Source organism: Spirochaetota bacterium (genome assembly GCA_038043445.1).
Taxonomy (GTDB): domain Bacteria; phylum Spirochaetota; class Brachyspiria; order Brachyspirales; family JACRPF01; genus JBBTBY01.
Window position 1 is genome coordinate 111,520 of record JBBTBY010000027.1, and the last position, 15,098, is coordinate 126,617.

Consider the following 15,098-nt stretch of genomic DNA (forward strand, 5'->3'; position numbering starts at 1 on the left):
GTATCCTATTTGAAACGAAAGACCGTGATGCTCTGCCTGGGCACCGTGTCCGTGAATGTTCCGTTCACCGGGCCTTCGGCAATCCCGGCAAGGTCGGTACTTTCCGCGCTTATGGTCTCATCGTAGCGCGCGCGGCGGTAGCTTTTCGCCGGTATACCGGGGTCTATCGATACCTTCTGATCATTGAAGGCACCGTTCATTACGAACACGATGACGGTGCCGTTCGCGGACGCGGCGACCGTACGTATAAGGCCCTCGGGTTCATCGCATGATGTGCGCAGTATCTGCGCGCCGCGCGGGCAGTAGCGCGTGAAGAGCGAGTAGGAGAAGTACACGGGTCGGAACTTCCAGTCCTCGTTCTTGAATTCCCAGAGACCGTAATCCATGAAATTGAATCCGGGATAATTGACACGATGCAATGTCCATATCGAAAGACCGCTCACGCCCTGAGCGAGCGTATCGATGCAGACGTTCCCAATCAAAAGGCCGTTCTCATATGTACGCATGAACCTATTGTTCGTGTCTATTGTGCTCTTGTCCGACACGCCGAACTCGGTAAGCATTATCTCCTTGTTCTTCCAGTTCGGGTCGAGCTTTTTAAGGATGTCCCAGCGCTCGGCTATATGATCGCCGAAGGCGGCGACATCGTTCTTCCGTTTATAACTGTGTGTCGAATACATGTCCGCGATGTCATTGAGCGACTTCGCGGTCAAGCGGAACCAGGAGATGTCCGATGACTCATCGGCTACGGCCATCCTGATCTGTTTGCGCAGGCCCGCTTTTGCGAGCGCTTCGTGCACGCTGCGGTTCAGTTCGACATATCGTTCGAAGGTGAACCCTTTTTTCTTGAAGGTGATCTCCGGCTCATTATAGACCATGTAGTATGCAATGCAGGAGTATCCTTTTTTGTTCACGAGGTGATCGAGGAGCGCTGCCACACCCTTTCCGTGTTTTTCGGCGGGCATTTCCAGGGGGTTCTTCGCTCCCCATTCCACCGTGCAGATGATGACGCGCGAACCGATCTTCTGATGCATATCAAGTATTCGGTAGAGGCTCTGCATGCCGTCGCTTGTCCAGTCGAACGTCTCGGCGTCGACCGATGGGTTCCACATGCTCCATGGGACGAACACGCGCGCTATGCTCATTCCCATGTCCTTCATGCGCCCGAATATGATATCGCCGTCCTCATCGACAACGCCTTTCTTGCGGTTCTCGCTGTTGAAAAGCCACGGATCGGTCTCCGCACCGAAGCCGCCGAAGTTCGCGGTAATGACCTCGCCGGTATTTCTGATGCGTACAACGTCCTTTGCGATGGTCGGCGTTGCGCTGTAATTTTCCTTGCGCGTAAGCGTTACGTCATCGAACCACACGCTGCCGGAGCCCATGAGAAGGAGCCGGAAGCGCACCTTCACCGTCCCCGCAGGAGTTACGCCGGACAATGTCATCCGAACCCAGTCATCGCTCGTACCGGACACACCGCCCGCCTGATCATGGGATATCCGCTTCCCCTGCGCATCGAGATACTCGATCGCGGCGTACGCGATGCCTTTCACCTGATCGACCTTCAGGTAGAAAACGGCCTTATAGTACTGCGCCGGGGCGCCGTCGGGGAATTCCTTCTCGATGGCGGGCCACGCCTGCTTCTCGCCTGCCGCCACGCGCATGCGCGCAGATGCCGCGCCGCTGCGGAACACCGCGGTATCCCGCGCGAATTCAACGGTGATGCCGCCATTGTTGAGAAGCCAGTTCTCTTCAAGCGGCCGTTCGAAACCGCCGTCCGAAAGGATATTCCCGTATGTCAGCATTGAGACCGCCGATAACACGAATAGTATGTATTTCATAGGACGCTCCGGTATGATCTTTCATAAGCATACGATATCGCCCGTAAAAATGCCAATGGATATTTTGGTAAATGTTTGTTAGAATTGGTAATCCCTATGGATACGGTGCACACATTCCTTGCCGGACTGCCGATCGAATGCCGCCGCGTTCTGTTCACGGTATCAGGCGCCTCGATCCGGACGATATCCGCGGGCGTTTTCCGCGCCCCGCGCGGGCTCCGCACGGTCGACCGGTTCGGCGAATATCGGTTCCTCTATGTGCTTTCCGGCAGCGGAACGTATCGCGACATCCGTGGTGTGCGTCGTGAACTTGTTCCGGGGAGCATCGTCCACCGCAAGCCGGGGCTTAAACACTCGATATCCCGGCGGACATCCGAACCGTGGATCGATTTCTATTTCACGCTTCCCTCGGCGATATATCAGTTCCTCGCGGCCAACGGATTCCTCCCGGATACCGATGTATCCGTGCCGGTGAAGAGCGCGGCGCTTGCCGCTGTCGGGACTTTTCTCCGCCGAATGCGGGGTGCTGCGATACCGATACGCCATCTTGGGGAGCTCTGTCACATGCTTGCATCACTCAATGAGTGCACTGCGGACGTGCCGAGGACACGCATCGAGCGTATCGTCGATGATGCCTGCGATGAACTTACGGGAGCGCCGAAAGGGGTGCCGAACATACCCGCAATAGCGGCGAGGCTTGGTATCGGGTACGAGACGTTCCGTAAGGAATTCAAGCGCATCACCGGGCATTCGCCGTATGCATACCATGTCCGCAGCACTATTGAACGCGCACAGCGGCTCTTCGCCGAAGAGCGGATGAACGCGAGCGAGGCGGCGCGTGCGCTCGGCTACCCCGATCTCTATTCGTTCGTCAAGCAGTTCAAGCGATATACCGGCGTAACACCGACGCAGTTCAGACGCTCGGTGCAATGAACATCCGCCAGGAGGCATAGCATGAGCTCACCCATCCATACTCTCGATGAGAATATGCGTACCGCGGATGTCGATACGAACGGCATACGCTGGCATCGTATCGATGAAGCCCCGTTCCGCGTGTCCGGCCTTGCGTGGTACGACACAGAAAAACGATTTCGCCGCATGCCGCTTACACCATCGCCGGGCATTCCGTCGGCGGTACGCTCGCTTTCCGATTGCACGTCAGGGGCGCAGCTTCAGTTCCATACCGAGAGCGCACGTGTCGCGGTTCGTGTGGCGCTTGCCGCACCGGCGGGCATGGACCATATGCCCTCGACGGGGCAATGCGGTCTCGACTGCTATATCGGCGAGGTGGGATCCATGCGTTTTGCCGGCGTCACGCGCATCCCGTACGGCGCATCGAATTATGAAGTGCCGGTGCTTACCGCGAGCGCCCGGGAACGCCGCCGTATTACGCTCAATTTTCCGCTCTATCAGGGGGTGAAGTCGATCGCCATCGGCATCGAGGACGGCACTCGGATAGAGGCCCCGAAGGCGTATACTGTTGACGGGCGTATCATCGTCTATGGTACATCGATAACGCAGGGAGGATGCGCAGCGCGTCCGGGGATGTGCTATACGAACATCCTGAGCAGACGCATCGATGCGGAGTTCATCAATCTCGGTTTTTCCGGGAATGGACGCGGTGAACGTGAGGTAGCGGACGTGATCGCGCAGATAGAACGCCCGCGTTTATTCGTTCTCGACTATGAGGCGAATTGCGTTTCGGCGGAGCTGTACCGTACGACACTTCCTGCTTTCATTGGAACGTTGCGCGCGAAACATCCGGCAACGCCGATACTTGTCATATCGCGGATACGATACGCGCATGAGAATATCAGTCCGACCAGGGACAGGGATGAGCGTCTCGTTTTTCAGCGCACGCTTGTTGAAGAGCTTCGCACACACGGGGATGCGAACATCCATTTTCTTGACGGTTCACCGCTCCTCGGGGATGATTTCGATGAATGCACGGTGGATGGCGTCCATCCCACCGATCTCGGTTTTCTGCGAATGGCGGACGGCATTGAACCGTCACTGCGGCGGATACTTGCGTGAGGATTTGGGTCGATGTATTTTATTGACAAACGATGTCGCACAGATTATGATGTGTTATCTCGCCTAAGGACATCGTTATGAATATGATCCTCCGGTCGCTCATCGTCGCGGTCGTATCATCGTGCTCGTTGTTCCCCGCAACGTATCCGGTGTATGACGGCTATGTGACCGACTCGGCAGGCATCCTTGACGGCGCGTATCATGATTATCTCGAGAAACTTCTCACGGCGCTCGATACGCGAACGACGGCGCAGATCGCGGTTGCGATCATTCCGTCGCTCGAAGGGGAGGACCTCGCGTCATACAATGTCGAGTTGTTCAGGAAGTGGAACGTGGGCCGTGCGGGCAAGGACAACGGCATACTCTTTCTCATTGCCGTAAAGGAACGGCGCATGCGCATTCAGACCGGACACGGGCTGAAGGACGCATTGCCCGATGCTGCTGCTAAGAACATCCTCCACAATACCGTCCGGCCGCTGTTCAAGGCGTCGAAGATGACCGAGGGGATCACTGATGGGACCGAAGCCATTGCCGACGCTGCGGCGAAAAAATACGGCATTACGCGCACTAGTCTCGGTGTTGAGCGTCCGTCACGGCAGGCAGCGGATATGGTGCCTGTGGAGACGACGATATCCGATGGTGCGCCGAAGCACGGTAACGGCACTCCCTGGATACTCATCGTCCTCGTCATAGCTGTTACGATCGTCATCGTGGTCATCATACGGCGTTATTCGGGAAAAGCGGCGGAACGAATGAGGGCTGGCAGGGGGAACAGCATGGATCGCTGATTACAGCAACAGATATTCATTGCGGGCTCGCAAAGAACTGCCCGTCTTGTCGGGAACGGGTGCTCTATGCTTTGCCGAATGTGTAAGAAAATGGGGGCAATATGCATCTGATACAGATCCTTCTTCCGTTGTACGACAACGCGAGGAGAAAATTCCCGCACAGGGAATATGCACAGGTCGCCAACGATCTTGCAGAGCGCTTCGGCGGAATTACGACCTATCGCCGCTCCCCCGCTGCGGGGCTTTGGAAAGAGACGCCGTCGATGTCCACCATACATGACGATATAGTTATCTATGAGGTGATGACCGAGACCGTTGATACGGCATGGTGGCAGGAGTACAGAAAAGCACTTTCCATCAGGTTCAGGCAGGGCCTGCTTATTGTCAGGGCAAGCGAGATAACCATTCTATAACACATATCTATCTCAGCGCGGGGTGGCGTTTTTTTCTGCGCCTGTCCTTCGGGTTCATATAATCTTTTAACGCTTCATTTACCACCCAATCGAACGATCGTCTGTTCGCCGCCGCCTCGAGCACTATCCGTTCCTTCATGTCCGCGGAGACCTGTATACTGCACGTTATCGGAGCGGTTTCGTCAGAAGTGTATCGTGCTTTCGATCTCATATCGTGCTCCGTGCCGTTGACGCCGGGGGTCAGCGGGGTTTCGTATCATTCCTCTCCGATGCCTGCTGTCTGTTCGGTGAATGCGCATTGTTCATTCATCGCTTCGCGGAGCACTCGTTTGATGTTCCAGAACAGCTGCTTCGTTTTTCCACGAGGGAGACTGTTCGCTGCGGCGACTGGATCGAGCTCTGTCTGTACCAATATCGCTTTTGCGTATCGTGAGCCGATGCCGGCGATGATGTTCTCCTTGACGAGAAAGTCATGTATCGTGGATGTCGCTGTCCTCAGGCGCCGGCGGAACATTGCGGTGTTGAATCGCTTGGTGAGCGGGTCGACGCCGATGTCAGGCAGCGGCGTTTCATCTTTGTTCACATAGAGGATGCGCGGCGCGCGGCTTTTTTCCGCCAGGTACAACAGAGATCGTGATGTCCTATACGTGATGCGCGCATCGGGGATGGCGAGTGGTTGAGGACTGAAATAGATGCGTGTGTGCGCCGAGGGAAGTACAATGAGGGCATCGCGCGAGAGCTGCAGATAGACCGCTTTCCCGTAGCGGGAGATATCGATGATCTTCTGTCCCCGCACACGAGCGGCATTCTCGCCGATAAGCGGATCGTGTACGATAACATCCTCGATATAGGCGTTCAATATCTCGCCGGCAAAACGCTCGGCGAGCTGCTGGGCTTCAGGCAGCTCGGGCATACATGCCTCCTTACACCTGTGCATCGGAAGAATTCGTTTTTCCATCCTCGGGTTTCGGCCTGCCGGGAATATCCGTGTCCCTGCCGAACGAGATCGAATCTGAAGAAAAGCGTTCGTGACGTACGTGTGAGAACCGGCCGCTGTCGCCGGAAGATGCGATCACTGCATGCGCGGTATCCGTTTCGTAAAACGCATCGATGGGGATCCAGTCGTCGTCACGGCTGTCTGAGAAGGACGCGCGGGCGGTGTGTATCACCCGGGAGCGCGCGAGCACGATAAAGGTGCCGTTCGCGGCATGAAATCCGAGCTCCCCGAAAAAATAATTATCCGGCATGCCGAGCATGATATACCAGCTGCCGTAGTGGCAGGCGATCTCGATATCCGCATGGATGAATTTCAGATCTTGATTGCCGCTGTCGAGAAGCCGATACATGTGTATGTGCAGCTGCTGCGCATCGGTGGCATGCCGCGATCGGTCCTCATCGGAAATATCCCAGTAGGCAAAACACCATTCAGGGTCACGTTCCATGAGAGTGAGGCACGTCTCGTTGTATCGGTCCGGCAACTCCCTCGCGTGGTCGGCAAAATCGCTCACGATGGGCGATACGGAGAGCGCTCCGGCGAACGCGGAGGAAACGACCACGAGCGGGGGCGGCGGTTGTTCCTTTTCTATCGCAGAGTGCGGCGGTCGTTTTTTGAGAAGAGCCTTATTCTGGGCCGTTGATACAGTGCTCACGGCAGCGGCCTTCTTTTTTTTCGGCGAGGCCATTACTTCCTCCCGATGAGCGATATGTCGTAGAATGCAGCGAATATCGGCGCAACATCATCGGCACCCCGCTTGATGTTCAGAAAACATCTGCCGCAGACCATGGAACGCCCCGTGTCGTCGGGGCCGGCATTATATAACCTTGTTACGAAACGCGGGCAATGCTCGCAGAGCGCTGATTCCATGTGAGCTCTCCTGGCGATTATTCTGTCGTCTTCTAAGATATTGAGTTGCAACAAATGTACCAAGGCATACCACGATTAATACGGTGGATATGTTCCATACAGATATTCAATTAATAACGATGAAATAGTATAGGGAAGCGTTCTTATGGATTCACACATGGTGAAAACCCCTGTTCGATTGCATAACAGTTGTGCATTGTATCATTGGACATCGAGCGCAATGATGCTTATGTCGTCGTCGAACGTGTCGATGCCACGGAACGCAACGAGGCGTGAGTACAGTTTTTCTATGAACACATGGTTGCGGAACGTCGACAGGTTCTGTAATTCCTGCGCGACCACGTTCTCGAATGTGGCTTCCCGATCATCTATTTTCTTTGCCTCGACCAGACCATCCGTATACAGGAGCAGCGTGCTGTTCTTGGGCAGTTTTATGCTGACGTTCCGGTAATGCTGTTTTGACCCGATAAGCGAATCGTTGCCGGTGATGGCGATCGGCATGCCGGTGTACTCCCTGAGTTCCATTTTTTTTATCTGCTTATCGACAAGGATGAACGGGGGGTTATGCGCCGCGTTGGCGAACACGAGCTCATTGCTCGATGGTTGATAGACGCCATAGATGGCCGTCATGAAATTATCCGCGATCTGATTGTAGAGCACTTCGTTGAGATGCATGAGCATGGATGCGGGGTTGGCGGTATACCGCTGCCCCTCTTTCAGGATGCTTTTCACCATTGAGGTTATGAGCGCTGCCGGTACGCCGTGACCGGATACGTCGCCGATGAATATGCCCATCTTGCCTTCGCCTAACGATAGAAAATCGAAAATGTCACCGCCCACTGCTTCCATCGGTTTGTAGAACGTAGCGATGTAGTCCACCGGGCTTTTGTCGGGGATCAGCTCCTGCTGTATCGTCCGTGCCATGGTAAGCTCTTTCTGTATCTTCAGATCTCGCTTTTTGAGTTCGTCCTTTTCGGCTTCAAGATCCCGCCGGGTGTCATCGATCATGCGCCGTTGCATGAAGTCGCTCCTGGTGTAGCGCTCCATGTGGTAATTGACGAACATGCCGATGACATTCGCGGAAATGAAGAAGAAATTATTGTTGATGAACCCGGTCACCAATTCCGGCGACATGAGCATCTTCTGGGAAAAGATCGCCGATGCCTCGTAGGCGATGACGACGGTCCAGCAAACGATGATGGCGTAGAGCAGCCTGAGTCGTATCATCGTATAGACCCACATGATGACGAGGAGAAGCCCCGCATAATAGTAAAGCGTGCTTTCTTTTTCCACTGCGATCGTTATCATTGCGACAATGCCGAGCCCGGTAACAAGGCTGACGGCGGCTAAGATGAGCTGCATGAACCTTCGATAGATATCGGTGAACGTGAGGAGGAACACGATGATAAGAACGGGACAGACAATCGCAAAGCGTATCAGCCATATATACTGTATGGAGATGGGGACGATATAGATGTCAAGGACGCCGAACGATGCATAGAGGATGATGCCGAGCACCAACGCCACCCGGATGATGTTGAGCGACTTGGCGTAATAATCGGCTGAGAACGCTATTTCAAGTTCGGTCTCGAAGCAGAGGTTATGACGCTTCAGTTGAGCGCGGATAATTGAAGGCATTGTTCATCCCCCGGTGTATTCCCTTTACCGTACGCGTTGCTATATGCGCGGACCGATATCCGGTATCTCATCAAAATGATCCCGGCGGAAATTCCTGGTGAGTTCCTGCATGATCAGCATCTCCTTCGGTGTTATATCCGTAATGGTGAATCCCATGCTGTAGTATTTGCCGCCGCCGTCCTTCCGGCACCATTTGCTCTGGGTGCCAAAAACGATCATTCTGCTGTTCATCGCGTTCTCCGGCAGCGACATGCGCATGGTCATGGTCAATCCGATATCGACCGGGGTGTCGCTGATAAGCATGAGCCCCTCTGGTGTAATGTCAACGAGCTGGCCGACCGGTGCGCCGCCCGATGCGTTGAACACCCTGAGGTAGTGGGTAAGGTGTACGCGCTTTTTTTTTCTGATCTTCATACTTTTCCATTCCTCCGTTCCTGTTCGTTCATATCACTGCGGTGATCTTTGTATCAGTACGAGCGATATATCGTCTTCCTGTTCGGTCTGGAACGCCTGTACCTCGGAGAGGATGCGCTCCAGTACCAACTGCGGAGAATTGTTGGCGTGACGCTCGAACGCCGACTTAAGCCGCTCCTGGCCGAACATCTCCCCCGTGCTGTTCGTCCCTTCCGTGACACCGTCGGTGAACAGCAGTATCATATCGTTTACCGCAAGATCGATCGTGGTCATCTGGAGATGTTCATCGATATTATCCGCGATACCGAGCCATGTGCCGCTCGTGGGTATGGCGGAAATGCTGTGGTCGGCGAAGCGGGATGTCATGATGTCCTGATGATGTCCCGCGAATGTGACATGGTCGTCATCGAGCTCCATGATCGTGAGCGTCATGTAATGGTTCGAACTGAGTCTCGCGATATTCTCCCTGAGCACGACATTCGCCGCCCGAAGGACATCCGCGGGGCGGCATGACTGGCAGCTTTTTATCTCGGTCATGATGCTTGTCTGCGCCATCATCATTATCAGCCCCGAGTCCACACCGTGTCCGGACACATCACCGATGGTTATCCATCGTTCTCCCGTCGTTGTTTCGATGATATCGAAGTAGTCTCCGCCGACTTCCCTGGCGGGGAGCATGACCGTCGCCACCTTATAGCCGCGTATGGACCGTGCTTTGGGTAAGAGCGCGGTCTGGATGCGTTTAGCGAGCTCCATTTCGCTCCACAGCGCATCGCGTGTTTTTTTCACCTGAAGGAGCAGTACGAACTCGTTCTTGATAAGCCTGAAACGAACGTAGCTTATGCAGGTAACGACTATCGATGTGGCGGTAAGAAAGAACAGGTTGTTGAGGAATATCGCAGGCTGGAATGTGCGCCCGGCGATGAGATTGCACGCCGCATACAGCACGATTGTTACCGCAGCGTTCACCCCTGAATGCACCGACCGCCACGGCATGAGAAGATTGACACCGATAATGACAAGATTAAGACCGGCGTAATAGCTTGAATTGAAGCCCCCGAGGTCAATGGTCATGAGCGTGATGATAAGACCGATCTGCGTTGACATGAGATATGCATGCAGGAACATGCGGCGCCCCGGCTTCTGGTGGCGGATCATGACGAGTTGCACGAGCACGAGGGCCATCGAAATGGCGCGGTAGACGGCGAAACGCGGCAAGAGTGAGCGCGGCATCATGAACACATCGAGCATGAAGAACAAGGGCACCATCGCTGCGGCAAGCAGGCACAACGTGCGCAGCCAGTCATGCAGAATCACGAAGCGGTAGTGGTCGAAATCGCCGGTGTCTATCGCCTTCGCTATATCGGTTTCGGGTAGAGCCCTGGCGTGGGCATGGGATCCGATATTTGTGTTGCGGTGTGCCATACCGTCATCCGGCATCGGCGGGCTTTTTTATATGAAGGAACAGCTGAATATTGGTGTCATCACAGTGGGCTGACACTTCTGCCCCGGGGATGCCGGCGGCGAGCTGCATCAATTCATCCTCGGATCGGAGTATTATTTTCCAGTCGAGCCAATACTCCATGAAATAACGGCTGGGATTATCAACTCGGAAGTTACCGATGACCGCTTTTCCGCCCGGTTTCAGCAGATGATAGAGCTTTTTCAGAACCGCGGCAGCGGTGGGGGCGGTGAGATAGTCGAAGAGGCCCATCGAGTAGATGAAATGGAAACTGCCCCACTGCTGCATGAGCTTATCGCTTGAGAGCATGGTGCGCACCGACTCTCGGATGAAATCCGCCGCAACGGGGACGCCGATCGTTTTTTCTATCGTCCTCACCATGCAGTCCGCTTCTACGAGGGCCTGCTGGTCCTGATCGAGCAGCGAGAAATGTATCCGCGCGGCATCATCCGGTGTTCTCAGGATATCTCCGATCTCATAGGCCGGCCCGCATGCAACGGAAAGCACGCGTATCGTCCCCGTGCCTTGATGGGCGGGAGCGTTCACATGTGCATGGAACGTGTTCGCGAGGCTTGCCCGCCTGTTGCGTACCGCCTGTGCCGCAGGCTGGGCCATGGCATGTTTGTGGAGGATACGGCCGAACATCGAATCTCCCTCATACCCGTTCTGATAGATCATGCGCATCATCTCAGCGTCGCCGGCGTACCCCCGCGGCTTCAGATTGGTGCGCGCCATGATCGGCACATTGAGAAGTACGTTCCAGAGCTGCCGCCGGAAATAGAATCCGTGGTGCTCATGCTCGATGGCATTGAAATTACGCGTGATGTTCTTGAGATCATCCAAGCGGGTGTCAAGATACGTCATGAGTTTCGCGCCCATGCCGTTAAGGATGTGGTTCTCGACGACCTCGCGCACGTTCGCCGGCTCGTTCTCGTTCTCCGCATCGAGCCTGTCAAGGCGATTCTTATAGGTATTGATATCGTAGGTGATGTCGGTGACGTAGTTCTTGAACGATGGGTCGATATCGTCCTTGTAGCGCAGCATGAGCGTAAGCCCGAGCGATTCCGCCGTGATCGACTCGACATGCGCCCGGAAAAAAAGCGAACGGAAATCGAACATAGTGCAGGCAGGGATCGCGCGGCGCAGGGGGTCGGAAAGCAACGGTTCACGGATAAGCCGGCAGGGTCCGAGATCGATGGTCTTGCCGTCCATACGCAGCGATAGCCCCTCGATATCCTCGCCGATCCCGTCCTCGACCTCCACCAGGATGGAGTGTGCGGAGGCGAAGCGCGCCTTCACATCGATATGTCGTGTCCCCGAGGTGAGCACGGCATCGAGTACCGGCGGTGTCTGCTGCATCATGGGTCTACCCCTTCGATCTGTATTCGATGGTCCTGCGTCTGGAAAATGGAAAGGGCGGAGAACGATATGTCCTGCCATTTGAGCGATTTCTTGTATCGTATGGTCACTTCGCCGTCGCCGATACGGGCCTGTTCAAGCACCTTGATCACTGGCGTGAGGGTGGATGAATTCATATAGAGCAGATCGCAGAAATTCAGCACGAGCCGTTTTCCCTGGCCCTTCGCTTTCACAAGCGTGTTGAACACGATCGGCATGAGGAACTCCGCGGGGTTGCGCAATATGCTTTTCCCCTGAAAATGCACCGTCACCGTTGCATCGTCCTGCGTGAGCTCGATATGCAGCATGTCATTGTCGAAACGTTCACTGACCACAGGCTACCCCCGTTTACTCGATGATCGCAACTGCCGATACATTGAGCGTATTGTTGTCGTTGACAAAGAAATCAAGCGATGCCCTGCCCTCGTACGCTATCCGTGCTATGCCGAGCCCGCTTTTATTCGCTTCCGGCGCTTCGTGGGATATTGCTTTCATCCGCGCCAGGTATGCTTCGAACGGGTCCTGAAATCCGCGCACCCACTGGAGCGTATGGTCAAGTTCATGGAGGAACGGCAGCGAACTCGCATTGAACGGGTTGCTCACCTCTACCGTGAAGTTATTCTCTGTTATCCTGATCTGCACCTGCACGGTAGCGCCGTTCAATTCGCGGCTGCCGTACTTGATGCCGTTTTCGACAAGTTCGCAGATGACCATGGTAAAGCGGTTCACGCACTCATCGGTCAGATGCTGCTTTCGCAGGAACTCAAAAGCGGTACTGTTGACACGCTCAAGCTCCTTCCAATCGGGGGAGACTGTCATTACTAATTCAGCTGACATAGGCATCACTTCTCACACCGTTATCTTGTTTACAGCCGCCGTTCATGAGCATCGGATACAGCTCCGACGGTGATACCGCTGCGCTGCAGTAGAAACCCTGGATGAGTTCGCACCCATGCTCGCGAAGCATTATCGCCTGTGCTTCCGTTTCCACGCCCTCGGCGATCACCCCAAGGTTAAGGCTCCGCCCCATGGCCACGATCGCTGCCGCTATCGCCAGGTCGCTCACGGACATGGGGTCGTGGATGAACGAACGGTCTATTTTCAGGCGGTCGATGGGCAGCTTCGTCAGACAGGAGAGGGATGAATATTTCGTGCCGAAATCATCGACGGCAATGGTCGACTTCATGGCCTTAAGCCGCGCGATCTTCCGCAGTGTTTCCGGTGCGGCCTCGATGAGCACTCTCTCAGTGAGCTCGAACTCCAGATGCTCGGCCGAAAACCCGGTCTCAGCGAGTATCGTCTCTATACGTTCAACGAAATCGGTTTGTTTCAGCTGTGTCGCGGATATATTGACGGCGATACGCAGGGGCGGAATTCCCGCGTTGATCCAGCTTGTGCCCTGCCGGCAGACCTCCCGGAGCACCAGATCCCCGATCTCCTGGATGAGCCCGGTCTCCTCGGCAATATCGATGAATTTCTCCGCGCTTATGATTATGCCGTCCGGGTTCTGCCACCGGGCAAGCGCTTCCAAACCGACGAGTCGTCCGTCCGCGGAATGTATCTGCGGCTGATAGTATACCAGGAATTCATTCGCCGTGAGCGCGTGACGCAATTGCGTCTGCAGCGTAAGACGTTCCATGGCCTTCGTGTTCATCTCAAGCGAGAAGAATTGGTGGCTGTTCTTGCCGAGCTCTTTCGACCGATAGAGGGCGGTATCCGCATTTTGCAGGAGCGATCCCGCCTCCTTCGCATCGTCGGGATAGATGGCGATGCCGATGCTGGCCGTGACCGTGATCTCACGGCGCTCGACCGTCATCGGTGCGGCAATGGACCCCAGAATCTTCTGCGCGATGGAGAGGGCGTTCCTCGAATTGTCGATCGTCGGCAGTATCGCGGTGAATTCATCACCGCCCATGCGGGCGACCGTATCGGCCTCGCGGACGCTTTGGCGCAGGCGTACCGCGGCCTCGCGGAGAAGCGCATCGCCGGCGGCATGGCCGAGGTGATCGTTGATGAACTTGAAATCATCGAGGTCCATGAACATAACGGCCACCGTCTCGCCGCTCCGCGCAGCATGCTCGAGCGTAAGTTCAAGTCGGTCAAGGAAATTCCTTCTGTTGGGCAGCCCCGTCAGACTGTCGTAGTGCGCCATATTGTAGAGCTGTTCCTGTGTCTGCTTGAGCGTTGAAATATCGGAAAAAAGGCAGACATACCGCGATGAGCGACCGTTGACCCCTGCCACTGCGCTGATGGACATCCATTTCGGGTATATCTCCCCGTTCTTCCGGCGGTCCCAAAGCTCGCCCTGCCAGTTGCCGTTACGTATCACGGCATTCCACATCGATCGATAAAAACCGTCATCATGACGGCCGGACCTGAGTATGTTCACGTTCTCCCCGAGAATATCCTCGCGTGTATAGTAGGTGATGGCGCTGAAGGCATTGTTGACATCGAGTATACGCCCGTCCGCATCGGTGATCATCACCGCCTCTACGACGTTGTCGAACACCTGCGAGCCGAGGATGAGCTTCTGCTCCGCCGTTTTGCGTTCGGTGATATCGATGCAGAAGAGATAGACGGTGCCGAGATCGGTGGAAGGGACAAGTACGATCTGTATGGTCTTTATCCCTATCTGTTCTTCGATCTCTATCGTCTCGGAATGTATGAACACATTGTTCACATGGGCTGTCCATTCGAACGGCACGGACTTCCCCGCTTCGCATTTCCAGTGCGAGAGCAGGAGCCAGCTCCCGCGGTTCGCGTAGAGTATCGTCCCGTCGCGGGAGACACAGAGTGTCGCGAACGGGGTGCGTCCGGCAAGGTCCGCAAAAGCAAGATGCTTCCGCACCTCATCGGCCCAGATATTATTGGACCGTACGTTGATGAACGGCATCGGCGCGGCAGTCGCATGCGGCATATGGTCATCTGTGGTATTCATCGACAACCGGCCGGTCTTTTCCATGAATAATGACACGTTGACCTCATTCTGACGATTTCTCATGCGACCCCGATGCTGTGTGGAAAATCCTATTCCCATAGGTATTCTTTGCACAATCCCTGCAGACCGTTTTCGTGATGATGTCACCGGGGCTTCCTTCCTCTTTTGAGATGACGAACATTATACGCAGGAGACAGCTGCCGCATACGAACACACAATCGTCGCTGTAGCGGCTGGCGTCGAAGAGGCGTGAATTCATCCTGCCGCAGCATTCACATTGTTGCTCATCCATACGCCGACTCCATTCG

At 55.2% G+C, this 15,098-nt stretch carries 16 protein-coding genes; 4 read left to right on the forward strand and 12 right to left on the reverse strand.

The genetic code is table 11. The features are described from left to right. Positions 1 to 5: 5 nt before the first annotated feature. The gene (locus AABZ39_04280) at positions 6 to 1,841 is read right to left on the reverse strand and encodes a hypothetical protein (protein MEK6793969.1); all 1,836 of its coding nucleotides are present in this window, start codon (positions 1,839 to 1,841) and stop codon (positions 6 to 8) included. 96 nt (positions 1,842 to 1,937) lie between these two features. On the opposite strand from AABZ39_04280, the gene AABZ39_04285 reads away from it, so the two are divergent. The 4 genes from AABZ39_04285 (at position 1,938) to AABZ39_04300 (ending at position 5,076) form a co-directional block, all read left to right on the forward strand. After that, complete coding sequence (locus AABZ39_04285) at positions 1,938 to 2,774, forward strand: AraC family transcriptional regulator (protein MEK6793970.1); 837 nt, start codon at positions 1,938 to 1,940, stop codon at positions 2,772 to 2,774. A 21-nt stretch (positions 2,775 to 2,795) separates the two neighbouring features. Continuing rightward, positions 2,796 to 3,875, forward strand: a complete 1,080-nt coding sequence (locus AABZ39_04290) for an SGNH/GDSL hydrolase family protein (protein MEK6793971.1) — start codon at positions 2,796 to 2,798, stop codon at positions 3,873 to 3,875. A gap of 77 nt (positions 3,876 to 3,952) precedes the next feature. Then, positions 3,953 to 4,663 carry a TPM domain-containing protein gene (locus tag AABZ39_04295; protein ID MEK6793972.1) on the forward strand — a complete coding sequence of 237 codons (711 nt, stop codon included), beginning with the start codon at positions 3,953 to 3,955 and terminating at the stop codon, positions 4,661 to 4,663. A gap of 101 nt (positions 4,664 to 4,764) precedes the next feature. Continuing rightward, positions 4,765 to 5,076: a hypothetical protein gene (locus AABZ39_04300; GenBank protein ID MEK6793973.1), complete on the forward strand. Its 312-nt coding sequence runs from the start codon at positions 4,765 to 4,767 to the stop codon at positions 5,074 to 5,076. Between the two features lie 7 nt (positions 5,077 to 5,083). On the opposite strand, the gene AABZ39_04305 is transcribed toward AABZ39_04300, so the two are convergent. The 11 genes from AABZ39_04305 to AABZ39_04355 all read right to left on the reverse strand — a co-directional run bounded on the left by AABZ39_04305 (position 5,084) and on the right by AABZ39_04355 (position 14,826). Then, entirely contained in the window at positions 5,084 to 5,287 is a 204-nt protein-coding gene (locus AABZ39_04305; protein MEK6793974.1) for a hypothetical protein, read from the reverse strand. 45 nt (positions 5,288 to 5,332) lie between these two features. After that, positions 5,333 to 5,989, reverse strand: a complete 657-nt coding sequence (locus AABZ39_04310; GenBank protein MEK6793975.1) for a DNA-formamidopyrimidine glycosylase family protein — start codon at positions 5,987 to 5,989, stop codon at positions 5,333 to 5,335. A 10-nt stretch (positions 5,990 to 5,999) separates the two neighbouring features. Then, complete coding sequence (locus AABZ39_04315; protein ID MEK6793976.1) at positions 6,000 to 6,758, reverse strand: DUF4912 domain-containing protein; 759 nt, start codon at positions 6,756 to 6,758, stop codon at positions 6,000 to 6,002. Further along, positions 6,758 to 6,940, reverse strand: coding sequence for a hypothetical protein (locus AABZ39_04320; protein MEK6793977.1), 183 nt, complete (start codon positions 6,938 to 6,940; stop codon positions 6,758 to 6,760). Before AABZ39_04320 ends, AABZ39_04315 begins: the two co-directional genes overlap by 1 nt. A gap of 201 nt (positions 6,941 to 7,141) precedes the next feature. Next, positions 7,142 to 8,578 carry a PP2C family protein-serine/threonine phosphatase gene (locus AABZ39_04325; protein ID MEK6793978.1) on the reverse strand — a complete coding sequence of 479 codons (1,437 nt, stop codon included), beginning with the start codon at positions 8,576 to 8,578 and terminating at the stop codon, positions 7,142 to 7,144. Between the two features lie 39 nt (positions 8,579 to 8,617). Next, entirely contained in the window at positions 8,618 to 8,992 is a 375-nt protein-coding gene (locus AABZ39_04330; protein ID MEK6793979.1) for a PilZ domain-containing protein, read from the reverse strand. Between the two features lie 33 nt (positions 8,993 to 9,025). Continuing rightward, on the reverse strand, positions 9,026 to 10,417 hold the full coding sequence (locus AABZ39_04335; GenBank protein MEK6793980.1) for a SpoIIE family protein phosphatase: 1,392 nt from the start codon (positions 10,415 to 10,417) through the stop codon (positions 9,026 to 9,028). A 4-nt stretch (positions 10,418 to 10,421) separates the two neighbouring features. Next, a complete protein-coding gene (locus tag AABZ39_04340; protein ID MEK6793981.1) occupies positions 10,422 to 11,816 on the reverse strand; it encodes a class I SAM-dependent methyltransferase in 1,395 nt (464 codons plus the stop codon). Then, a complete protein-coding gene (locus tag AABZ39_04345) occupies positions 11,813 to 12,187 on the reverse strand; it encodes a hypothetical protein (protein ID MEK6793982.1) in 375 nt (124 codons plus the stop codon). The genes AABZ39_04340 and AABZ39_04345 overlap by 4 nt, the downstream gene beginning before the upstream one ends. A gap of 13 nt (positions 12,188 to 12,200) precedes the next feature. Further along, complete coding sequence (locus AABZ39_04350; GenBank protein MEK6793983.1) at positions 12,201 to 12,671, reverse strand: ATP-binding protein; 471 nt, start codon at positions 12,669 to 12,671, stop codon at positions 12,201 to 12,203. A 7-nt stretch (positions 12,672 to 12,678) separates the two neighbouring features. Then, a complete protein-coding gene (locus tag AABZ39_04355) occupies positions 12,679 to 14,826 on the reverse strand; it encodes an EAL domain-containing protein (protein MEK6793984.1) in 2,148 nt (715 codons plus the stop codon). Between the last annotated feature and the right edge of the window lie 272 nt (positions 14,827 to 15,098).

Bases quoted from the DNA above. Each gene is read 5' to 3' on its own strand.
- AABZ39_04280 (MEK6793969.1), bottom strand. From the start codon at position 1,841: ATGAAATACATACTATTCGTGTTATCGGCGGTCTCAATGCTGACATAC.
- AABZ39_04285 (MEK6793970.1), top strand. From the start codon at position 1,938: ATGGATACGGTGCACACATTCCTTGCCGGACTGCCGATCGAATGCCGC.
- AABZ39_04290 (MEK6793971.1), top strand. From the start codon at position 2,796: ATGAGCTCACCCATCCATACTCTCGATGAGAATATGCGTACCGCGGAT.
- AABZ39_04295 (MEK6793972.1), top strand. From the start codon at position 3,953: ATGAATATGATCCTCCGGTCGCTCATCGTCGCGGTCGTATCATCGTGC.
- AABZ39_04300 (MEK6793973.1), top strand. From the start codon at position 4,765: ATGCATCTGATACAGATCCTTCTTCCGTTGTACGACAACGCGAGGAGA.
- AABZ39_04305 (MEK6793974.1), bottom strand. From the start codon at position 5,287: ATGAGATCGAAAGCACGATACACTTCTGACGAAACCGCTCCGATAACG.
- AABZ39_04310 (MEK6793975.1), bottom strand. From the start codon at position 5,989: ATGCCCGAGCTGCCTGAAGCCCAGCAGCTCGCCGAGCGTTTTGCCGGC.
- AABZ39_04315 (MEK6793976.1), bottom strand. From the start codon at position 6,758: ATGGCCTCGCCGAAAAAAAAGAAGGCCGCTGCCGTGAGCACTGTATCA.
- AABZ39_04320 (MEK6793977.1), bottom strand. From the start codon at position 6,940: ATGGAATCAGCGCTCTGCGAGCATTGCCCGCGTTTCGTAACAAGGTTA.
- AABZ39_04325 (MEK6793978.1), bottom strand. From the start codon at position 8,578: ATGCCTTCAATTATCCGCGCTCAACTGAAGCGTCATAACCTCTGCTTC.
- AABZ39_04330 (MEK6793979.1), bottom strand. From the start codon at position 8,992: ATGAAGATCAGAAAAAAAAAGCGCGTACACCTTACCCACTACCTCAGG.
- AABZ39_04335 (MEK6793980.1), bottom strand. From the start codon at position 10,417: ATGGCACACCGCAACACAAATATCGGATCCCATGCCCACGCCAGGGCT.
- AABZ39_04340 (MEK6793981.1), bottom strand. From the start codon at position 11,816: ATGATGCAGCAGACACCGCCGGTACTCGATGCCGTGCTCACCTCGGGG.
- AABZ39_04350 (MEK6793983.1), bottom strand. From the start codon at position 12,671: ATGACAGTCTCCCCCGATTGGAAGGAGCTTGAGCGTGTCAACAGTACC.